Below are 22,014 nucleotides of genomic sequence, written 5' to 3'. Positions count from 1 at the left end.
CCTTCGATTGCGCTGTAGACAATCGCATGTCATTGATTTTCTTGATTGACAGCGATAATAACGTCAGAAATACTGAACATGTGTCGAGTTGGAAGCCCCGCCTCGACGACCGGGTCGCCGCCGCCAATGCGCTGCCACGGTCGTTTCGCCAGGTTCCCGCCCGTACGCGTGATGACAGGCCTGGAGACGGCCTGCACCGAGCGGCCTGCCGGAAAGGACCACGGCGCCGCGCGGCCCCGACGCAACGGTCCGCTGCATCAGACAAGGAGAAAGACCCATGTTCAAACCCCTGTTGACCCTGGCCGTGCTGGCCGCCGCCTTCACCGCGGGGCAAACCCAGGCCGCCGGGCAGAAGCTTCAAGCGAACGATGTCGTCCAGGGCCTGGGCGACCGCATCCCGGCCGGCAAGAAGAACGTCAGCCTGTCGCCCCTGTTCAAGGTCTACACGTTCGAGAAGTCCGGGCTCAAGTTCGCGCAGATCAACTCGGCGAAGGACGAGGTGATCACGGTGGTGTCGATCACCCCGGGCACCGAATCGCGTCTGCCGATCGGCTCGGCCGCCGAGTCGCAACTGATCGCGGTCAACGACGACAAGGACCGCCCGCTCGGCATGGTCACCGCCGCCGCGAGCTGCCCGTGCAGCGCCACCGTGGTCTATCAGGACGCCAAGACCACCATCGTCGTGATCTACGGCTCCAACGGCGAGTACATCACCTCGTACGTGATCCCGCGCAATTCGTCCATCCCGCAGGAATGATCGCATCCGGCTAGCAACGCCGCGGCCGACGTCGGCCGCGGCGTTTCTTTTTGCGCGCTGGTGCCGCGACGTCATCGCACGGCAGTGGGAAGACGGCGTGCGCTACAACGCAAATCGGGCATCGGAACGCCATCCGCAAACGCCATGCACCGCACGCCCTCGCCGGCACGAGCCGATGACGCCAACATCTGGAACCCCTGGGCTGCCGCGCAAGCAACGCGGATGCATGCTGCCAGACAGCGATGCCGCCCAGCGCAATCGACGCACGCGATACGCGCATGAGCGCGCAGCGTCGCGCTGCAAGCACGATATGTACGCTCGATATTGACCGGCGCATCCCCAGCCCGGCCATCGTGCTGCATGACATGCGCAAGGACCATGCACAATCGGTCGGTCGCACCGCCGCGGCGCCTGCCAACCAGGCTGGCCTCAAGGAAACGGTGCTTCAGCAACGCGCGGCAGCGCAGGCCGTCTCGGCGCTCATGGCCCGGGTTTCTGGAACTCGACCGGACCGGCATGGCCCGGATACTTCTTCTTGACCAGGATCCTGTCGCCGGGCGCGACACAGGCATCCTCCAGCGATCCCTGCACGTGGCCCTCGTCGACAAAAAACTGGGTGTAGGGCAACGCCAGCACGCGCGTCTTGCCATCGCCGCTGAAGGTCAGCAGGAGCGCGTCGCCACGCTCGAAGCAAAGACGCTGCCACGCAAACGCGGTCAGCGCCGACGCGGGCACCTCCACCGCATCGCGGCCCTCCAGCAGCGTGGCGATCCGGCTGGCGAACTGCTCCCTGGACAGCGGCGCATCGGCCATCGCGCAGCCGACGAGGCTGGCGCACGCGGTGGCCAGCAGGCCGAGACGGCGGACCCACGGCGCTCGCCCGCTCGGGCGCGTGCCGCCGACGACGTGGACCGATGCACGTCGCACTGGGGCAATGGAATTGGACATGGGGTGGCTCCTGCCGTCGTCGATGCCGCATTCTGTAATACGGCGGCACGGCGCTCAACATCGCGCCGCCAACAAGGCCTTGCAAGGCACCCTGACAGGCGGCGTCTACGGCACGACGCGCGCCGGCCGCCGACCGTCCTGTTCCACACGGGTTCGCCGCCCTCCCGCAAGAGGACGGCGACCCGCGGCAAGCCGCTCAGAACTCGGCCCAGTCCTTGTCGCTAGCCAGCGCGACCGCGCGCGGGCGCGGCGCCTGCGCCGGTGCGGCAGGACGTGCCCGCGCCCGCGGCGGCGCCACCGCGGCGATGGCCTGCGCCACCCGCGCGGGGGCTACGCCGTCCTCCAGCTTGAACACGGCCACCGCCTGCGTCAGCTCGGTCGCCTGCTGTTCCATCGCGCGCGCCGCGGCGCTGGCCTCTTCCACCAGCGCGGCGTTCTGCTGGGTGGCCTCGTCCATCTGGGTGACGGTCTGGTTGACCTGCTCGATGCCGGCGTACTGCTCCTGCGACGCCGCCGAGATCTCGCTCATGATGTCGGTGACGCGCTGCACCGAGGCCACGATCTCCTGCATGGTCTTGCCGGCCTGGCCGACCAGCACCGAGCCCGCGGCGACACGGCCGACCGAATCGTCGATCAACGCCTTGATCTCCTTGGCCGCGCTGGCCGAACGCTGCGCCAGGGTGCGCACTTCCGAGGCGACCACGGCGAAGCCGCGGCCCTGCTCGCCGGCGCGCGCCGCTTCCACGGCCGCATTCAAGGCCAGGATATTGGTCTGGAAGGCGATACCGTCGATCACAGAGATGATGTCGGCGATCTTCTTCGACGCGGCCTCGATCCCGCTCATCGTGTCCACGACCTGGCCGACCACCTCGCCGCCTTCCGAGGCGACCGCAGCCGCGCCAGCCGCGAGCTGGTTGGCCTGCCGCGCATGTTCGGCGTTCTGCTTGACCGTGGAGGTCAGTTCCTCCATCGAGGCGGCGGTTTCCTCCAGGCTGGCCGCCTGCTGCTCGGTGCGCCGCGACAGGTCGTCGTTGCCGGTGGCGATCTCGCTGGCCGCGGCGTTGATCGATACCGCCGAGTCCTTGATCCGGCCGACGATCTGCGCCAGTTGCTCGGCGGTGGCGTTGGCGTCGTCGCGCATTTGCGCGAACACGCCATGGAACTGGCCGTGCATGCGCACGGTCAGGTCGCCGTCGGCGATCGAGCGCAGCAACGCCGACAGGGACTGCAGATTGCCGTCGGCGGTGGCCATCAGCTGGTTGAGGCTCTCCACCATGACCCGGAAGTCGAACTGGAACCGGGCGGCATCGCCGCGCGCGCTGAAGTCGCCGGCGGCGGCCGACGTCGCCAGTTGCTTGATCTGCCCGTTCATCGCCGACAGATTGGCCTTGACCTCGTCCATGGTCAGGCTCAACACCGCTTCCTCGCCCGGCAGACGATCCATGTCCTGCGACAGGTCGCCGATCGCATAGCGGCCCATGATCTGCGCCAGGCGCGTCTTCACCGCCAGGTGCGATGCCACCAGCGCATTGGTCTCGGCCGCCATGCGCCCGTAGTCGCCGGGGAAGGCCTGCGCGTCAATGCGATGACTGACTTCGCCGGCATCGTGGCGCCTGGCCATCTCCAACTGCGCGTCGATCAGGCGGCCGACCTGCTGCTGCATGCCCTGCATCGCGATCAGCAGGCGCCCGGTCTCGTCGCGGGCGTCGGTCCGAACGTCGTTGTCGAGCTTGCCGCTGGCGATGGCTTCGGCCACGCGGGTGGCGCGGTTCAGGGGCACGGTCAGACTACGGGTGATCAACCAGGCGAGCAGGCCGCTGACGAAGACCACGATGACGCCGCCGGCCACCAGCAGGCCGCGGCCGCGGTCCATCGCCACGTTGGCGCTGGCATAGGCCTCGGCGCCGCGCTGGCGTTGCCGGTCGGCGTAGGTGGCGATCGCCTCCTGCCAGTGCAGGTTGGCCGGCGCGGCCTGGCCCAGCATCACCTTCAGCGCCTCGTCGGCCTTGTTGGCCATGCCCAGGTCCAGCACCTGCTGGTTGGCCGCGCGGGTGCGCTGGTAGGCGTCGTCGATCTGCTTGCGCATCTGCGCGCCGGTGGCGTCGGTGACCGGAATCGCATAGAGCTTGTCGTGGACCTGGTCGTAGTAGCGGCGCTGCTCCTCGACGATCCTGGCGAAGCCCGCGTTTTGTTCCTGCGTGGTCGGCAGCACGATGTTGCGCAGATTGATCGCGATCAGCGCGCTGGCGTTGCGCATCTCGCCGGTGTAATCGAGGATCTGCATGCGCCGATTGACGATGGTATCCATCATGTCGCGCGCCTGTTTCAACGTCAGCAGGCCAGCGACCACGAGGCCACAGGACAGCAGGATGAGGACGCTGAAGGCGGACGCGAGCCGCGTCCCGACGTTGTAGCGCTGAAGGAATCCGATCATGAGGGGGGGGCACCAATTGGGAGAAGGAGATGAGCCCCGCCACGACCTGGATCGCGCAGGACACCCTCAAGCCAACGGCCTGGACGCGATGCGACGGAGAAGAAGGGGAAGGCACTTCCAGCACCGACCGCACCCGGGATGTCCCGTGCGGGTACTCGTAGTAGGTAACGGCGGTCGCCTGCGATTCTTGATGCGCAACTGCGCACAGTTTTTGAATTTGCTCAACATTGTGAGCGGCGCGTGCGCGTCATGCGCCATGTTCACCCGATTGCGACATACAGGTGAATTTTGCGTGAAATAGCACCATTTTCAATCGTTGCTGACGCGGGCTCGCTCCAGGCGGTCGCGGGCGCGGCTGCAGTTGCCACTACGGCTGATATGCGGCAAACGGCATATCTTGCGGCCACCACCGGTGACCGCCTCCGCGCCATCGGGCGCGGAGGCGGCGTGCCTCATTCGGCCAGGTTGGTCCCCGCCCCGGCCGTGGCGATCACCTTGGCCTTGACCTGCGCCGCGGGCATGGCGGTGTACACGTAGCCCAGCGGCTCGGGGAAGGTCTTCGATGAGATCCAGGTGGTGGCGTTGGCGTAGGGCTTGCTGGTGCTGTCGGGCACGCTCCAGGTGATGCCGCCGCCGACGTAGTTGTTGATCAGGTCCCAGTAGCCGATGGCGCTGCTGTCGCGCGAGGTGACCGGATTCTTCGCGTTCTCGAAGTAATTGGCCTCGATCAACGCCACCCCGCCCATGCGCACGTTGATGCCGGAGGTGAGGACGTTGTTGAAGTAGTTGTTGTAGATGTGGCTCAGGCCGCGGCGCTGCAACGGCAGCCGCGATTCCACGTTCTCGAAGCGGTTGTGGTGGTAGGTGGTGCGCGCGGCGGCGTTCTGCGTGTCGTTGTCGCTGTAGCCGTTGAGCGCGACCTTCTGGTAATCGTGGATGTAGTTGTAGGAGACGGTGACATGATGCACGCCCTTCTTCATGTCGATGCCGCCATCGAAGGACGCGTCGCCGGCGCCGGGGCACTTGGTCAGCGACGCGAAGATCGTGTTGTGGTCGATCCAGATGTTGGACGGCGCGCCGCTGGAATTGCCCTCCAGCGAGATCGAATCGGCGTCCTCGCCGCCCGGCAGCAGGCCGATGGTCATGTTGCGGATGACCACGTTGTGCGCGTTGCCGACCACGCGCAGGCCGAAATTGGCCGAGGAGCCGTTGGCACCCTTGATGGTGATGTTGCTCTTGTTCTTGATCTGCACGGTCTTGGCCGGCAACTGCCACTGCGCGCAGACGTTGCCGATGCTGGCGAAGTCGAACTGGCCGGTGTAGTTCAGCACCAGGCCGCCGCTGCCTGCGTAGCCGTCGATGGCGGCCTGCATCGCCTCCAGCGTGGCGACATTGACCGGAACGGCGTTGCCGCCGCCGGTGGTGGCGGCGCCGTAGCCGACCGGACCGGCGATGGCCGGCGCGGCGCAGGACAGCAGGACCAGCGCGAGCGCGCGCGTGAGCGGTTGGATGTTCATCGGACTCTCCCATCTAGCAGCATGGAGTGCATGCCGCGCGACGCGAAAGCGGCGAGCGACGGCACGGGGCGTGGGGGCCGCGCGCAGTCTTCGCCGCCGCCGGCGCCTGCGCAATCGCCCGCATGCGGAAGCTAGATCGGCGCCTCCGATCGGCGCGCGGGACATCCGAAGCGGACACGAACGGACACGCGGAGACAGACAACGACAGCCGCGGACAGGCGCGCGCGCAGGCCGTCTCGACGCGTGCGCAACCTGGCCGACCGCCGCGCGGGGCCACGTTCCGCCTTGCGAATCGGTGCCGCGCGCCGCACGCGCCCATGCCGTGACCGGGACAAGCGCGTCATTGGCGCGTTCCGCCGGATGCGGACGATTTGCACACGCAGCATGGCGACGCGCGATCGCCGATGGCCGCCATCGCCGGACACGGCGCCCCAGGCGGGGAGCGGCGGGCGCCGCGCGCCCGCCAGCGTGAATCAGCTCACCGTGTCGAGTTCGTTGTCGCCACGGTCGGCGTCGGGCAGCCGGTGCTCCGGATCCAGGGTCACGTGCAGCACTTTCTGCGTGCTCGGCACGCGCAGCTGCGGCTGCGCCTGCTGCATCCAGGTCTCCACCGGCACGCGCTGGTCCAGGTGGCTGCCGTCGGCGAAGTCGATGCGCAAGGTCGCCGGCATCACCAGCTTCTGCCGGCTCTGCAGGGTCACCAGCAGGCCCTTGGCGGGGTCGTGATCGACATAGCGGGCCGCGCGTACGCCCATGTCCAGCTGCCAGTTGTTGAGGTACCAGCCGCGCCACCACCACGACAGGTCCTCGCCGGACTCGCTTTCCATCAGCCGGAAGAAGTCCGACGGGGTCGGATGCCTGTACGCCCAGGTGGCGATGTACTTGCGGAACGCCGGGTCGAAGCGCGCCGGGCCGAGGATCTGCTCGCGCAGCAGCACCAGGCCCAGGGCGCCCTTGAAGTAGGTCAGCGGATGCCGGTATTGCTCGCTGGTGGCATCGGCGCGGTCGAGCAGGGTCGGCGCCTGCGCATCGGCCAGCAGCGGCAGGATCTCGTCGACCGGATTGCCGCCCTTGGGCGCATATTCGCTGTCGCGCTTGGGCGCGAATTCGCCGTGGTTGATCGCGTCGGAGGCGTAGACATCGATGAAGGTGTTGAAGCCTTCGTCCATGAACGCATCGCGGCGCTCGTTGGAGCCGACGATCATCGGGAACCAGCCGTGGCCCAGTTCGTGCGCGGTGATCCAGAACAGCTCCTTGCCGCCGTCGCGCATGTCGTCGAAGACGATGCCCGGATACTCCATGCCGGCGCCGTGGCCGCCGAGGTTCACCGCCACCGGCCACGGATACGGGTACCACTGCGAGAAGTGCTCGATCGACGCCTTGACGAACTGGGTGGAGCGGTCCCACTTGTCGGCACCGACGCCTTCGCGCGGATACACCGACATCGCCAGCGCATGCTTGCCGTCGGGCAGGTTGATGCGCGCGGCATCCCAGACGAACGCCGGCGAGGCGGCGAAGGCCACGTCGCGGGTATTCGCCATGTGGAAGCGCCAGGTCTGGCTGCCGCTGGCGGTGGGCCGGCTGGCCGCATCGCCGATTTCGTCCACGCCACGGATGGTCACCGTGCGGTCGCTGGCCGCAGCCTGGGCCAGGCGCTGGCGCTGCGTGGCGGTCAGCACCTGCGCAGGGTTCACCAGTTCGCCGGAACCGGCCACCAGGTAGTTCCACGGCACCGTCACCGCGTAGTCGAAATCGCCGTACTCGAGGTAGAACTCCGAGCCCAGGTAGGGCTGCGTGTCCCAGCCGCGCAGGTCGTCGTACACCGCCATGCGCGGATACCACTGCGCGATCTCGTAGATGTCGCCGTCGCCGGTGGGCGTGACCGCGGTGCGGCCGCCCCAGGTACCGGGCACGGTGTAGGCGTAGTCGAGATGCAGCTTCAGCGCCTTGCCGCTGGCCAGCGGCTGCGGCAGGTCCACGCGCATGCGTGTGTCGTCGATCAGGAACGTGGCCGGCACGCGCTTGCCGCCCTGCTCCACTTCCACCCTGGCGATGCGGTAGCCGTCGCTGGACGGTGCCGGCGGACGGTCCGTCCGCGCCGCGCGCACGCCGCGGGCGCGGGCGTCGGCACGGTAGATGTTCTGGTCCAACTGCAGCCACAGCACGTCCAGCGTGTCCGGGCTGCGGTTGCCGTAGGTGATGGTTTCCTGGCCGCTGAGCGTGCGCGTGGCCGGATCGAGGGTGGCGCGCAGGGCGTAGTCGGCGCGGTTCTGCCAGTACAGCGGCCCGGGCACGCCGCCGCCGCTGCGGTAGGCGGTGGCCGGCTGCGGCAGTTGCAGGGGCGCGAACAGGGCCAGCGGGTCGTAGCCGCTGGCGGGCGCGGTGGCAGCCGGCGCAGCGACACTGGCCTGGGCGAATGCGACGAGGGAAGCGCAAGCCGCGGCGAAGCCGGCGCGGCGCAGGAGATGGAGCATGTGGGGCGTCCGTGGGGAGGATCGCCCCCGATGGTAGGCCGAATCGGCGCGGCGCGGATGTGCCGGTCGGCCCCCACATCGCCAGGTCGGTGGCGGAGCGACGTCAGTGCAGCTCCAGCGACCTGCTTTCGCCCAATAAACTCTGTAGGAGCGGCTTCAGCCGCGACGAGGCGTTCCCGGTAGAGTCTGTCGCGGCTGAAGCCGCTCCTACAGGACACTCCCCGAAGCGCCCTTCAGTCACGATCACGAGCCAGGCTCAGCCCAACAGCGTCTCCAGCACCGCCATGCGCACCGCCACGCCGTTGGCGACCTGGCGCAGGACGCAGGACTGCGGACCGTCGGCGACCTCGTCGGTGATCTCCACGCCGCGGTTGATCGGCCCCGGATGCAGCACCACCGCGCCGGGCGCGGCGCGGCGCAGCCGCTCGGCGGTGAGACCGTAACGGCCGTGGTAATCCGCCAGCGAGGACACCAGCCCCTCCTCCATGCGCTCGCGCTGCAGGCGCAGCATCATCACCGCATCCACGCCGTCGAGCATCGCGTCGAAGTCGTCGCCGACCACGCAACCGTCGAGGGTGGCGTCGTCGGGCAGCAGCGCCTGCGGGCCGCACACGCGCACTTCGCCGGCCCCCAGCGTGCGCAGCGCGTGCAGGTCCGAGCGCGCCACGCGCGAATGCTTGACGTCGCCGACGATGACCAGCTTGAGCTTGGAGAAATCGCCGCCCTTGGCATGGCGCAGGGTCAACATGTCGAGCAGGCCCTGGGTGGGATGCGCGCTGCGGCCGTCGCCGGCGTTGATCAGCGCGGTGCCCTCGCCGGCCGCTTCGGCCAGGCGCTCGACCGCGCCGTCCTCGGGATGGCGCACGACGAAGCCGCGCACGCCCATCGCTTCCAGGTTCTTCAGCGTGTCGCGCGCGGTCTCGCCCTTGCGCGTGGACGAGGTGGAGGCATCGAAGTTCAGCACGTCCGCGCCCAGCCGCTGCGCGGCCAGCTGGAACGAGCTGCGGGTGCGCGTGGACGGTTCGAAGAACAGCGTGCATACCGCGGTGCCGGCCAGCACGTTGCGCTTGCCGACCCGGCCCACCGCGGCGTCGCGGATCTGTCCGGCGCGGTCGAGCAGTTGCAGCAGGGTCGCGCGCGGCAGGCCTTCCAGGGTCAGCAGGTGGCGCAGGCGCCCGTTGGAATCGAGTTGCGGGTCAGTCATGGCGGGTCCGGACAGGGAATCAGGAAATGGGAGTGGCGTCATCGGGCGCGGCCAGCCAGCGTTCGATGATCACCGCGGCGGCGACCGCGTCCAGCGCGGCGGCATCGCGGCGGCGCTTGCGGCCTTCGGCGCGGTCCACCGCGAAGCGCTGCGCGGCCTCCACCGAGCTGGAGCGCTCGTCCACCAGCACCACCGGCAGCTTGTAGCGCGCGCCGAGTGCGCGGGCGAAGGCATGCGCGCGCTTGCGGTTGGGCTGGTCGGCGCCGTCGAGGGTCAGCGGGTCGCCGACCACCAGGCCGTGCGGGCGCCATTCGGCATGCAGGCGGTCCAGCGCCGGCCAGTCCGGCCCCTGCGCGTGCACGTCGACCACGGCCAGGGCGCGCGCGCCGCTGCCGAAGCCGCTGCCGACGGCCACGCCGATGCGGCGGTGGCCGACGTCGAAGCCGAGCACGGTGCCGTCGCGACGGATCGTCGCGGATTGCGCGGTGCCGGCCGCGGGAATGTCGGACTCAGGCATGCCCGCTGTAGTCGGTGAGGCGGAACAGGTCCACGCCGATGCGCCCGGCCGCGGTCTGCCAGCGCCGCTCCAGCGGCAGCTCGAACAGTAGTTCGGCATCGGCCGGCGCGGTCAGCCAGCTGTTCTCGCCCAGTTCGTATTCGAGCTGGCCGGCGCCCCAGCCGGCGCAGCCCAGCGCGACCACCGCGTTGCGCGGACCGTCGCCGCGCGCCATCGCCTCCAGCACGTCGCGCGAGGTGGTCAGGAACAGGCCGTCGCCGAACGCCAGGCTCGAATCCCAGGCGCGTTCGCCGTCGTGGATCACGAAGCCGCGCTCCGGATGCACCGGGCCGCCGCTGAGCACCACCTGTTCGCGCAGGCGCTCGTCGATGGTGTCGATGCCCATCTGCGCCAGCACCTCGCCGAGCGTGTATTCGGAGGCGCGGTTGACCAGCACGCCCATCGCACCGTTGGCGTCGTGCTGGCAGATCAGGGCCACACCGCGCGCGAAGTTGGGATCGGACAGCGCCGGCAGCGCGATCAGCAGCTGGTTGGCCAGGGGGGTAGGCAAAGCGGACATGGCCCCATTCTATCGTCCCTCCCGGGCCGGCGCTGCGCCGGCCCGGATCGGGCTGCCATAATCGCCCCCGCTCGCGCGCCGCCGCGCTCACAAGGATGCCGTCCCGCATGGAAACCTCCCCCGACCCGGCGCTGCCGCGCCAGACCCGCGCCTTCATCGTCCTGGTGGCGCTGCTGCAGGGCGCGCTGATGTACCTGGCCCAGCGCGGCGCCGAGGCCGGCCTGTGGCCGTTCGCGGCGCTGGGCGGCCGGATCTGCTGGTACACCCTGGTGCTGACCGTGCCGACCCTGACCCTGTTGTCGGTGCGGCAATTGAACGACCTGCGCCTGTGGCAGCACGTGATCGTGCTGGCGCTGCTGGTGACCGGGCTGTCGGCCTGGGCCGCATGGAGCGCCACCGGCGCGCCGGGCCTGCGCAGCGACCAGGTGCTGACGCCGTTCGGCGCGGCGATCACGCTGGGCATGTTCGTGCTGCTGCCGTGGCTGCAATGCCGGCTGCAGCACGGCACCTGGCGCGCGACCTACCGCGACCTGTTCGAACACGCCTGGCAGAACGCGCTGACCCTGGCCCTGGCCTTGCTGTTCGTGGGCATCTGCTGGCTGGTGCTGAGCCTGTGGGGCGCGCTGTTCGCGCTGGTCAAGCTGACCTTCTTCCGCGACCTGTTCCGCGAGACCGCGTTCATCTATCTCGCCACCGGCACCATGTTCGGCCTGGGCCTGCTGATCGGCCGCACCCAGCAGCGCGCGGTGCAGGTGCTGCGGCAGATCCTGTTCGCGATCTGCACCGGGCTGCTGCCGCTGCTGGCGTTCGTGGCGGTGCTGTTCGCGCTGAGCCTGCCGTTCACGGGGCTGCAGCCATTGTGGGAGACCCGCGCCGCGGCGACCATCCTGATCTGGCTGGCGGCGCTGCTGGTGGTGTTCGTCAACGCGGTGTACCAGGACGGCGCGGCCACCCCGCCCTATCCGCAATGGCTGCGGCGGCTGATCGACGCCGGCCTGCTGAGCCTGCCGCTGTACGCATTGCTGGCGCTGTACGCGCTGTGGCTGCGCATCGCCCAGTACGGCTGGAGCGCGGAGCGCTTCGGCGGCGTGCTGGTGGCGGTGGTCGTCTGCGGCTACGCGTTCGGCTATGCCTGGGCCGTGCTGCGGCCGGGCGGGCGCTGGCTGCGCCCGCTGGCCGCGGTCAACCGCGGCATGTCCTGGGGGGTGATCGGCCTGGCGCTGGCCAGCGCGTCGCCGTTGCTGGACCCGTACCGCATCGTCGTCGGCAACCAACTGCAACGCCTGGCCGATGGCCGCACCACGGCCGCGCAGATGGACCTGGAATACCTGCGCTTCGACAGCGGCCGCCGCGGCTACCGCGCGGTGCAGGCGCTGCGCGCCGCGCCGGGGTTCGCCGACGACCCGGCGCAAGGCGAGCGCCTGCAGCGCGTCCTGCAACGCACGCAGCGCTGGGGCGAACCGTCCGAAACGCGCGAACGCGAGCGCATCGCCGACCCGGCGCAGTTGCGTCAGCACATCGCGCTCGCGGCCGGCAGCGCCGATCCCGGCGCCGCCTGGTGGCAGGCCCTGGGTGCCGGACAAGTCGACGACGGCCACTGCCGTCAGCCAGACAGCCGCTGCGTCGTGCTGCTGCGCGACCTGGACGGCGACGGGAGCGACGACGCGCTGCTGTGCAACGGCGGGGAGGTGTATGGCATGCAATGCCGTCTCCACGCACGCGCGCAGGACCGCTGGCGCAACGCGGGGCGCGTGCAGTTCTTCCCGCGCGGCAGCAAGCAGCAGGACGCGCTGCTGGAGACGCTGCGCGCCGGCAAGCTGGAGCTGGCGCCGCGGCGCTGGCCGGACCTGACGCTGCCCAACGCGTCGCGCGCGCAAGTCACGCCCGACGACGAACAAGACGATTAAGGAAACCCACCCAGCATGAGCGCCTATTGCGACTTCGCCCCGGGCCATGCCCTGCATGGTCCTTATCACGACGCCGAGTACGGCGTTCCGCAACGTGCCGAATCCGAGCTGTTCGAACGGCTGGTGCTGGAGATCAACCAGGCCGGGTTGAGCTGGGAGCTGATGCTGAAGAAGCGCGCCGGCTTCCGCGCCGCCTACGCCGGGTTCGACGTGGACAAAGTGGCCGCGTTCGGCGAAGCCGACGTGCTGCGCCTGCTCGCCGACGCCGGCATCGTCCGCAACCGGCTCAAGGTGCAGGCCGCGATCCACAATGCGCAGGCGATCCAGCGGATGCGCGCCTCGCATGGCGGTTTCGCCGCCTGGCTGGACGCGCACCATCCGCGCGCCAAGGCCGAGTGGATCAAGCTGTTCAAGCGCACCTTCCGTTTCACCGGCGGCGAGATCACCGGCGAGTTCCTGATGAGCCTGGGCTACCTGCCGGGCGCGCACCGCGCCGACTGCCCGGCGTTCGCGCGCATCGCGCGGCTCGATCCGCCGTGGATGCGCAGCACGTGAACCGTGCCGCGGCGACTGCCGCGCGCGCGCGCGTGGCCGCCGCGGCACCGCAGCGGACGCCACGGACATGGCCGTCGGCGTGGGCGGCGACAGCGCTGCTCGCGCTGGCCACCGCAAGCGCGACGCAAGCGCGTGCGGCCGATCCCGGGACGACGACGCTACCGCAAGTCCTGGAACAGTTGCGCCGCGAGATCGAGGCCGCACCGGCCACCGACCCCACCCCGATCGACACGGTGCTGCGGCGCCACGCCGACACCACCGGCGTGAGCTTCGACATCGCCACGGCGGGCACGGACGGCGCCGCGGCGGCGGCGCCCACGCAGCCGCCCGGCGTCACCGCCGCCGAATGGCAGGCGGTGCGCACCTACCTGGATGCCGCCGGCAGCGCGCAACGCGACGTCTCCGAAAACGGCCACCACCGCTACACCCTGCTCGACCTGGACGAAGACGGGCAACGCGACCTGCTCGACAGTGCCTATGTCGGCGGCACCGGGCTGTTCACCGAGATCGCGGTGCTGCGCCGCGACCCCGCGCACGGCTTCCTCGCCCCGCCCAACGCCGCATCCGAAGCGGAGCCGGCGACGGGTGTCTTCAGCATCAACGGCCGCGGCGGCGACCAGGCGCTGTACTGGCTGCGCATCGACGGCCGCAGCTATGCGGCCTATCGCGACGGCGACTACTTCCAGGACAAACTGACCCTGTCGCGGCCGCTGTCGCCGCTGCCCGACGAGCGCAGCAGCCCGCATGCGCTGCAGGTGCGCTACCGCTACCGGCACACGCTGGCGCCTTCGCCGGCGCCTGCGCAGGCCGCGCCCGAGGACCAGGACGCGGCGCGCTGGCTGGCGCGGCACCCGCAACTGCGCGCGGCGGCGGACCGGGAGTTGCGACGCCTCGGCTTCGACGCGCAGGGCCGGCAACGCAGTCCCGACCCGACCGCACGCTGCCCGGCACCGGCCGGGAGCGGCGACCCCGAGGAACGCGCGCAATGGCCGTGGCGCGATGCCGGCCACTACACCTTCGACTACGTCGCCGACCTGCGCCTGCGCGACGGAGCGGGCTGCTACAGCGCCAGCATCGTCGCCTTCCGCAGCAGCTACCTGAGCTCCTACGCCGCCTGCTGCGCGCTGTGGCTGTACGACGCGCCCGGCCAGCAGGCGGCGACCTTGCCGCTGCTGTCCAGGCGCGCGCGCGCCGGCGTCGCGGTGATTGCGGCGACGCCTACACAGGAATGAGCGCCGCCGGCTGACCTCGTCCTTGCGTCGCGCCGGCGGTCGACGCGGCCTTGCCACGCCATGCACGGCGCTTGAACGCCGCCGCCGGCATGGTCGGCGCATGAGCCTGTGTATCGGCATCTCCGGCTGGCGTTACCCCCGATGGCGCGGCGTGTTCTATCCGCCCGGGCTGGTGCAGTGGCGCGAACTGGAATACGCCTCGCGCTGCTTCCGCTCGGTCGAACTCAACGGCTCGTTCTACTCGCTGCAGACGCCGAAGAGCTACGTCGCCTGGCACGACGCGACGCCGCGCGGTTTCGTGTTCGCGGTCAAGGGTCCGCGTTTCGTGACGCATCTGAAACGGCTGCGCGATTGCGAGCAACCGCTGGCCAACTTCTTCGCCTCCGGCCTGCTCGGGCTGGGGCCGAAACTGGGACCGTTGCTGTGGCAGCTGCCGCCGTCGCAGGCCTTCGACCCCGCCTTGCTGGACGATTTCCTGTCGCTCCTGCCGCGCAGCCACGAAGCCGCGCTGGCCCTGGCCGGCAAGCGCGACGCCGCCCGCATGCGCGAGCGCAGCCTGCTCAAGATCGACCGCAACCGGCGCCTGCGCCATGCGCTGGAGGTGCGCCATCCCAGCTTCGCCACGCCGCAGGCGGTCGCGCTGCTGCGCAAGCATCGCGTCGCCCTGGTGCAGGCCGACACCGCCGGCAAATGGCCGTACCTGGAGGACGTGACCGCCGATTTCCTGTACCTGCGCCTGCATGGCGACGCGCAGCTGTACGCCAGCGGCTACAGCGACGAAGCGCTGGACGCCTGGGCGGAACGGATCGACGCCTGGCACCGCGGCGGCGAGCCGGCGGCGCCGCAACGCGCGGGTCCGGCCGCCGCGCGGCGCGTGCGCCGCGACGTGTACTGCTACTTCGACAACGACATGAAGGTGCATGCGCCGTTCGATGCGCGGCGCCTGGCGCAACGGCTGGGCATCGCGACGCCGTGTCCGGATCGCCACGCACGCGGCGACGGCTGACCTCGGCACCCGCATGCGGCGGTAGGCACTGCGCCGTCGTTACGCCACAGCGCCCGCCCAGCGCCGCGCAGCAGCCGGATCACGCCGCCAGGCGCGCCTGCCAGAACGGCGCTTGCGCCCAGCGCCGCTCGCGCGCGTACAAGGCGCCGCGCTCGCGCAGATAGGCACGAAAGCGCGCGAACACGCCCTCCTGATAGGCCGCCAGCGGCGCCGGGCCAGCGCCCTGCAACTGCGCCGCCAGGGCGTGCGCCGCCGCTTCGCCGTCCTGCAACGCCTTGACGATGCCGTGCGCGGTCAACGGATCGTAGGCGCTGGCCGCGTCGCCCACCGCCAGCCAGTCCTCCCCGACCACGCGGCTGAGGATCGCCGACGGACCCAGTGCGGCGATCAGGCCGCCGCCAGCGGGCAAGGTCGCACCGCTGCGCGCCAGCCAGTGCGCGACGTGCCGCGTCTGCTGCGCCGCCGCCAGCCACACCGCCGTCTCCAGGAAATGCCGCTGCCGCCGCGGCTCCAGCGCCAAGGCCAGCATCATGCGTGCGCCCGGCAACTTCGCGGCGTACCACCAGCCATCGCGACAGGCCTCCAGCAAGGCCTGCGACGGAATCGCCTCCGCGTGCTCCAGCGCGAACACGCCGGCGACGAAAGCCAGGCAATCCACTTCGTTGCGCGCCACGCCCAGCCGCCGCACCGCCGCGGCGGCGATGCCGCTGGCATCCACCAGGAAGCCGGCGCGCAAGCGCCGCACCGCGCCGTGCTCGCCGTGCAGGTCCAGGACGTGGCTGCCGTCCGCGTCGCGGCCGATCGCGCCCAGGCGCAGTCCGCGCAGCAGCGTGCCGCCCCGCGCCGGCACCGACGCGGCCAGCATCGCGTCGAAGGCGGCACGATCCACGTGCCAGCCCTTGCCCTGGCCGGCGACGATGAAGTCGTTGTAGCCCAGTTCCGGCGCGCCCCAACTGGCGCAACTGCCGGCCGAGGCCAGCGGCCGCTGCGCCAGGAACGCATCCCATACGCCCAGGCGCTGCAGCGCCGCGCTGGCGGTCGGCGCCAGCGCCTCGCCCAGCCGCCAGCCCGCGACGCGGCCCATGTCGACCACGACCACGTCCTCGATGCCCCGCGCGGCCAGCGCCAGCGCAGTCGCGCAGCCGGCCGCGCCGCCGCCGACGATCGCCACGGCGTGGCGTGCGTTGGCGGCCATCGCGCCGATCGGCTCAGCCGAGGCCATCGGCGTCCGCGCGCGCCGCGGCCGACGGCGGCGGATAGGCCGGAATGTTGGCCATCGGCCAGGGCGCAACGAATTCCTGGCCCACGTCGAACTGGCTCGCCACTTCCAGGAACATGTCCGCCGGATACGGCGGCTGTCCCGCCACCTGCGCGATCTGCGAGCCGCTGACGACGAAGCCCACCTTGGCCCAGTTGGCGACGAAATCCGCGTAGTCCTGGAAGCGTCCGACCTGCGCCGGATAGTCGCTGTCGGTGCCGGTGCCGCGCACCGAGTACACCTGCGGGCCGGGATACCAGGTGTCGTCCTCCGGATCGACCTGGCACAAGGCCACCGGATAGACCGCGAACGGCCGCTCCGCCGGCCACGACCAGAACAGGGTGTTGTTCGCGGTGATGTTCGGATTGGTACTGGCCGCCCCCGGATTGGGATCGGGCAGGTGCGTGGCGCAGGAGTTGTAGTCGGTATGCCAGGGCACCGACATGAACTTGGACAGATCGCCCGGCTCCACCGGATACGGCTGCAACGGCACGTAGCCGAAACTCAGGAACGCCTTGCCCTTCTGCGCGGTGCCGTAGTCCAGCGGCGCCTGGTTGATGCGGAACGGTCCGCAATCGCGCTGCTGCCATTGCGTGACATACAGGTTGGTGTCGCGGATCGGGAACGACACCTCGATGCCCGGGCTGTAGCGGCCGCCCAGGCAGTTCTGCAGCGTGACCCGGTCCAGCAGTTCGCCAGGACCCAGCGCCGCGGCGCCGCCCTGCACGTAGTTGTTCCCATGCCACTGGGTGAGCAGGAAGTACTGGGTCGCGCTGACGCTGAGGAAGCTCTTCTGCGCATCGCCGAGCGAGAGCGGCATCATCGGCGAGCCGGTCTGGGTATCGGCGGCGGAAGCCGGATCGCGGATCAGGGTCTTCAGATTGGGGATCTTCGCGGTGGGATCGTCGGTCGGCTGGATCTGCCCGATCATGTCGTGGCCCCGGATCGCGCCCGACGGCAGGTTGGTGTTCCAGCGTTGCAGCATGGCCGCGTGGAAGATCGGCTGGATGTCCTCGCTGAAGGACGGCTGATAGGTGCCGACGAAGGCGTTGTTGGCGTACAGCGACGGCACAAGCCCCAGTTCGCGCACCCACACGTCGTAGACGTCGTCCCAGGTGGAGACCACGTTGCGCGTTTGCGGCGCATAGCCCGGATCGCCGGTGACGTACCACGCGCCCTGCACGCTGGCGCTGCTGCCGTCGCTGAAGAGCAGCACCGCATTGACCGGGCCATCGGCGGCATCGTCGTACCATAGGCCGTTCTCGGTCGCGTCCGACAACGGCGGATAGCTCCCGTCGGCCTGCATGACCGCCGAGGTCCGCGCGAAGCCGCCGGCCACGATCAGCGCGCCATTGGCTTCCACGCGCATGTCGCCCAGCGAGTCGAGCGCACCCAGCGGCTCGTGCAACGCATGGAACATGGACGGAAAACTGACCGGATAGTCCGGCACCAGCTGGATCGCGCCGGCGGCATCGGCATAGCTGGCGGTGGTCGCCGCATCGAACCCGACCGGCGCCGCGCTGCCGGCCGCGACGCTGATCGCGCGCGGACCGGGATCGATGACCAACTGCCGCAGGCGCGTCGGATCGTCGGGATCGCCGGGCTTGGCCGCATCGGGGTAGTTCGCATTGCGCAGCTGCAACTGGCCCTGGCACTGCGGCGTGTAGGCCTCGATACCGCGAAACTGCCCGTCCTTGCTCACGGTCGAATAGTTGTTGAGCTTCTTGTTAGCCACATGCACGGTCCAGACGATGTCCTTCACCGTCTTGCCGTCGATCGTGCTGCCCACGTCCACGCGCGTGCCGCCGCCGTTGGGATACGTGCCCGAACTGCCGCTGGGATAGGCGTAGATGTGGAAACGCGCAGCCTGGCGCTTGACGTTGCCGTCGGCATCGCGGAACTGGTCGGCGGTGATCGGCGTGGACTCGGTCCCGGGCTGCACCGGCAATCCGCCCATCAGGCCGTCGGCGCCGCGCGCGCCGGCCGCGGTCACCGGCGCCAGGTAGACCTCCTGACTATCGCCGACGCGGCCGATGCCGATCGCCGGATGCACGCGAAATACGTTGCTGCTCATGATGATTTTCTCCTGATCCGGAAGAAGGGGCGCGCCTCAGCGCGGCGAGGCCGGCCGCGGCGCCGGCGGCGCCTTCTGCGGCAGCTGCGCCTGGAAGTAGTCGTTGATCACCACATGGCTGAGATTGACGTTCAGCCCTGGCAACGACTGCGCGCGCGGATCGGGCGAAATCACCTGGGTGGTGTTGTGGCAGGCGAAGCAGTTGTCCTGCGTGCTCTGCACCTGGGTGAAGGTCTCGATGGTGGAATTGGACAGGCGCACCGAACCGGTGAGCAGCGGCGAGGCGCCTCCCGCCGGCACGCACTCCAGCGCCGAACCGGGCTGGAAGGTGCAATTGGGCTGCAGCGCGTCCAACTGGTTGAACCAGATCGCGCCGACCTCGAAGTAGTTCTTCCACACATCGTTCAACTGGCTATCCACCGCCGCGTTCATCGACTTGATGTTGTCGATGTTGCAGTCCTGCCCGCTCGGGCACGGCTTCTGTCCGCCATACGGCACCATGCGGCATACCTGGGTGACCGGGCTCAGCGTCTGCGTCTGCGCGTTCAAGGTCAGCGCACCGGACCCGGCCGCGTTGAGATTGCACTGCTTCATTGGCGTATTGGCCTGGTAGAACGTCCAGTCCTTGTTCGAGACGATGTCGTTCGGCTGCATCTTTTCCATCGGTTGCGGCAGGTCCGGCGCATTGTCCTGATGCTCGAAGGTGGCCCAGATCATTTCCGGATGTCCCTCGACCGTGCCGCCGATGTGGAAGCCGACCAGCGCCACGGTCTGGGTTTCGGTGTCAGCGGTGGCGATGATCTTGCCCTTGCGCATGCCCAGTTTCGCGATCTGCGCCTGGCGCGTGTAGAACGTGGAGACATCCTCGCCCGGCTGCACCACCTTCCATGCCGCCTTCAGGGTCATGCTGCCCACGGGAAAGGCCGCGTCCGGATTGAAGGCGCGCAGCTTCTTCGGATCCTGCAGGCCATTGCTGGCGATGAACTGGCCGAACACGTCGTTGGAGTGGATCGAGTAATAGATCGCGCGGCCGTTGCGATCCACCAGCACGCCATCCGGCCCCGCCTGGTCGATCAGTTCCACCGTGCGCGCCTGCTGCGAGCGGCCGATCAACGGATCGAGCACGCCGTCGGCGATGCCGGCCACGCCATCGGTGCTCATGCTCAGGAAACGCGGCTGCCCGCCGACGTCCTGGGTCAGCCACAGGAACGCGTTCCACGACCAGATGTGGAAGTCGCAGTTGGTGCTGTCGGAACCGAAATCCGTCGAATCCGGCGGCGGCGTGTTCGCGTGCGGAAACCAGTTCGAATTCGGCGATCCGGGCGGCACGCACGCACCGGCGACCAGTCCCGGCTTGGGCGGCACCATGCCCCCATTGCCCGATTGCGCTACCGGGCCCGGACCCGGACCGGGATTCACGGCCGAACACGCCGCGACCAAGACACAGACACACGCCGCGAACCCTATCGCACGCTTCATCGCATTCTCCTTCTGTGCTCGAAAGACAGCTGAAAACGCCCCTTCCCACGACGGCGCGCGACAATGCGGCAGCTCACGATGCCGAACGGCAAGCGCTGAAAAATCCAGGTCGGTTCCCCCATCGCAGGCACGATGACTCCCGTGAATCGCGTCATGTCATCGCGCGTATCGCCCATCGCCTGCGCAGCCAGCATGCGCCGACGACGAACGCGCCCACAAGGCCATTTCGTAGACACGCGGGATATCCCGTAGACAGTTGCCGCACGGCCGATCGCGGCATGCGGGCCATGTTGCGCATGGCGGCAATCGCGGGATCGATCACGCAGCCACCCGGCATGCGATGCGCCTCGATGCACGGCACCGACACGCGCGAACGCGATTGCAGCGCACAGGAAATCAGCGTCGCATCGTTTCGGGGCTGCGCCAGGCATCGGCATCGTTGCCCGCCGCGCGACGCAGCGCAGCGAGCACGCCGCAAGGCGGGCGCCGCGGCCTGCCGCTCACACGCCCATGTAGCGCCCGGAGCGATGGTTGAACATCAGCACCAGGCTCAGCACCACCGCGCCGATCGCCGAGTACAGCACCTGCTGCGGCGCCAGCACGCAGAACGCGATCAGCATCAGCGCGGCATCGAAGCCCATCTGCACCTTGCCCGCGCTCCAGCCGCGGCTGCGCTGCAGGTAGACCGCCAGGATGCCGACGCCACCGAGGCTGGCGCGGTGACGGATGAAGAACAGGATCGCCAGCCCGACCAGCGCGCCGCCGACCAGCGCCGAGTACAGCGGCGTCATCGTCGCGTACTGCGCCCAGCGCGGCAGCAGGTCGGTCAGCAAGCCGCAGGCGGCGACCGCGACGAAGGTCTTCAGGGTGAACTCCCAGCCCATGCGCCGCACCGACAGCCAATAGAACGGCAGGTTCACCAGCACGAACACCACGCCGAAGTTCCAGCCCAGCGCGTAGTGCAGCAGGAACGCCACCCCGGCCATGCCGCCGATCATCAGCCCGCCCTTGGCGAACACCGCCAGGCCCAGCGAGGCCACCAGCGTCGCCAACAGCATGCCCTGCACGTCCTCGGCCACGCTATGCCGCAGCGCCCGCGCGTCCTGCGCGGTGCCGGCCGAATCGGCAGGCGGCGTCAACGGACCGGAGGTGACGACGGTGCCGTCGTCGGGCAACGGGTCCAGGTCCGGACGCAGATCGGAATCGGGGAGGCTCACGGGAGGGGGCACGGCGTGGGGGCCGGTATTAGACACCAGTCCCGGTGTAGTTGCACATGAAACTTTGGTGGCTACCGGCATGACCGCGTTGCATGCATGCACGCGTCGCCTTGCCCAATGGCATACCGTCATCCGATCAGGCCGGCACGTCGGCCTTGATGTGGTAATGCGACCCCACGGCCGCCAGCAGCATCCCGACCATCAGCAACAGCACCACCATGCCGGCAATGGCCAGCCAGGCCCAGGTCCAGGCGTTGAAACGCTCCGCTCAGCTGCGCGGCAGGCCGCGTGCCTGCTTGAACAGGACCAGGCGCTGGTTGACCAGCAATACCGGCAAGCAGGGCAGCAATGTGAGCAGCGAAAACAGCGGCGACCACGCACTCAGCAGGCTCAAGCAGACATAGACCAGCGCCGGCCCCAGCCAGCCCTCCAGTGCGCCGCGCTGCGCGCCAATGCAGTGTTCCAGCCCACGAAAGCAGGCGAACACCCAAATCAGCGAGAACACCGAGCGCCACACCGGCCAGACGCGTCGGCGCCCCGGCAGCAGGCGCAACGCGCGCCAGTTGCGATAGAACCAGTAGAGCGCATACCAGCCAAAGCTCGTCGCGCACAGCAACGCCAGTTTCGTTGCGGACGGCGCGAACAGCGCGGCCAGGGCATCGATGGGGGCCTCCATGGGCGGGGCATCGGGCAGCGCGGCGGTGGGGGCGGCATACGGGTTATCTGTTTGCATGGGTGGCATTCCCGGCTGACCGCACCCTCATCCGCCCCTTCGGGGCATCTTCTATCGTAGAGGAGAAGGAAAGCACGAAGGCCCGCTCCCATCGAGACGACCGGGTGCGGCTTCGCACTACCGGCGCGCGCCCTGCAGCGCCC

17 protein-coding genes are annotated in these 22,014 nt (G+C 69.4%); 5 read left to right on the top strand and 12 right to left on the bottom strand.

Translation table 11 applies throughout. From position 1 onward, the window contains the following. Positions 1-277: 277 nt before the first annotated feature. A complete protein-coding gene (locus AB3X07_RS07430; protein ID WP_369943789.1) occupies positions 278-757 on the top strand; it encodes a hypothetical protein in 480 nt (159 codons plus the stop codon). A gap of 480 nt (positions 758-1,237) precedes the next feature. Here the strand turns inward: AB3X07_RS07430 and AB3X07_RS07425 are convergent, their stop codons facing one another. From AB3X07_RS07425 to AB3X07_RS07395, 7 genes are all read right to left on the bottom strand, one after another. Continuing rightward, positions 1,238-1,705: a hypothetical protein gene (locus tag AB3X07_RS07425; RefSeq protein WP_369943788.1), complete on the bottom strand. Its 468-nt coding sequence runs from the start codon at positions 1,703-1,705 to the stop codon at positions 1,238-1,240. 196 nt (positions 1,706-1,901) lie between these two features. Further along, positions 1,902-4,139, bottom strand: a complete 2,238-nt coding sequence (locus AB3X07_RS07420) for a methyl-accepting chemotaxis protein (protein WP_369943787.1) — start codon at positions 4,137-4,139, stop codon at positions 1,902-1,904. 452 nt (positions 4,140-4,591) lie between these two features. Further along, complete coding sequence (locus tag AB3X07_RS07415; RefSeq protein WP_369943786.1) at positions 4,592-5,656, bottom strand: pectate lyase family protein; 1,065 nt, start codon at positions 5,654-5,656, stop codon at positions 4,592-4,594. A 473-nt stretch (positions 5,657-6,129) separates the two neighbouring features. Continuing rightward, positions 6,130-8,130 carry a M1 family metallopeptidase gene (locus AB3X07_RS07410; protein ID WP_369943785.1) on the bottom strand — a complete coding sequence of 667 codons (2,001 nt, stop codon included), beginning with the start codon at positions 8,128-8,130 and terminating at the stop codon, positions 6,130-6,132. A gap of 256 nt (positions 8,131-8,386) precedes the next feature. Beyond that, entirely contained in the window at positions 8,387-9,334 is a 948-nt protein-coding gene (locus AB3X07_RS07405) for an aspartate carbamoyltransferase catalytic subunit (RefSeq protein ID WP_369943784.1), read from the bottom strand. A gap of 19 nt (positions 9,335-9,353) precedes the next feature. Continuing rightward, a complete protein-coding gene (gene ruvX / locus AB3X07_RS07400; protein ID WP_369943783.1) occupies positions 9,354-9,851 on the bottom strand; it encodes a Holliday junction resolvase RuvX in 498 nt (165 codons plus the stop codon). Further along, positions 9,844-10,410, bottom strand: coding sequence for a YqgE/AlgH family protein (locus tag AB3X07_RS07395; RefSeq protein ID WP_369943782.1), 567 nt, complete (start codon positions 10,408-10,410; stop codon positions 9,844-9,846). Before AB3X07_RS07395 ends, ruvX begins: the two co-directional genes overlap by 8 nt. Positions 10,411-10,517: 107 nt before the next feature. On the opposite strand from AB3X07_RS07395, the gene AB3X07_RS07390 reads away from it, so the two are divergent. The 4 genes from AB3X07_RS07390 to AB3X07_RS07375 all read left to right on the top strand — a co-directional run bounded on the left by AB3X07_RS07390 (position 10,518) and on the right by AB3X07_RS07375 (position 15,110). Then, on the top strand, positions 10,518-12,317 hold the full coding sequence (locus AB3X07_RS07390) for a DUF4153 domain-containing protein (RefSeq protein ID WP_369943781.1): 1,800 nt from the start codon (positions 10,518-10,520) through the stop codon (positions 12,315-12,317). A gap of 15 nt (positions 12,318-12,332) precedes the next feature. Beyond that, the gene (locus AB3X07_RS07385; RefSeq protein ID WP_369943780.1) at positions 12,333-12,872 is read left to right on the top strand and encodes a DNA-3-methyladenine glycosylase I; all 540 of its coding nucleotides are present in this window, start codon (positions 12,333-12,335) and stop codon (positions 12,870-12,872) included. Then, complete coding sequence (locus AB3X07_RS07380) at positions 12,869-14,104, top strand: hypothetical protein (RefSeq protein WP_369943779.1); 1,236 nt, start codon at positions 12,869-12,871, stop codon at positions 14,102-14,104. Before AB3X07_RS07385 ends, AB3X07_RS07380 begins: the two co-directional genes overlap by 4 nt. A gap of 100 nt (positions 14,105-14,204) precedes the next feature. After that, complete coding sequence (locus AB3X07_RS07375; RefSeq protein WP_369943778.1) at positions 14,205-15,110, top strand: DUF72 domain-containing protein; 906 nt, start codon at positions 14,205-14,207, stop codon at positions 15,108-15,110. Positions 15,111-15,189: 79 nt separating this feature from the next. Here the strand turns inward: AB3X07_RS07375 and AB3X07_RS07370 are convergent, their stop codons facing one another. The 5 genes from AB3X07_RS07370 to AB3X07_RS07350 all read right to left on the bottom strand — a co-directional run bounded on the left by AB3X07_RS07370 (position 15,190) and on the right by AB3X07_RS07350 (position 21,871). Continuing rightward, positions 15,190-16,332, bottom strand: a complete 1,143-nt coding sequence (locus AB3X07_RS07370) for an FAD-dependent oxidoreductase (RefSeq protein WP_369943777.1) — start codon at positions 16,330-16,332, stop codon at positions 15,190-15,192. Beyond that, a complete protein-coding gene (locus tag AB3X07_RS07365) occupies positions 16,319-18,442 on the bottom strand; it encodes a LodA/GoxA family CTQ-dependent oxidase (RefSeq protein WP_369943776.1) in 2,124 nt (707 codons plus the stop codon). The genes AB3X07_RS07370 and AB3X07_RS07365 overlap by 14 nt, the downstream gene beginning before the upstream one ends. 36 nt (positions 18,443-18,478) lie before the next feature. Further along, positions 18,479-19,810, bottom strand: a complete 1,332-nt coding sequence (locus AB3X07_RS07360; protein WP_369943775.1) for a hypothetical protein — start codon at positions 19,808-19,810, stop codon at positions 18,479-18,481. Positions 19,811-20,421: 611 nt separating this feature from the next. Beyond that, on the bottom strand, positions 20,422-21,096 hold the full coding sequence (locus AB3X07_RS07355) for a YitT family protein (RefSeq protein WP_369944686.1): 675 nt from the start codon (positions 21,094-21,096) through the stop codon (positions 20,422-20,424). A 310-nt stretch (positions 21,097-21,406) separates the two neighbouring features. Continuing rightward, entirely contained in the window at positions 21,407-21,871 is a 465-nt protein-coding gene (locus AB3X07_RS07350; RefSeq protein WP_369943774.1) for an MFS transporter permease, read from the bottom strand. Between the last annotated feature and the right edge of the window lie 143 nt (positions 21,872-22,014).

Source organism: Xanthomonas sp. DAR 35659 (genome assembly GCF_041242975.1).
Lineage (GTDB): Bacteria > Pseudomonadota > Gammaproteobacteria > Xanthomonadales > Xanthomonadaceae > Xanthomonas_A > Xanthomonas_A medicagonis.
This window is presented reverse-complemented; position numbering and strand designations above follow the sequence as displayed.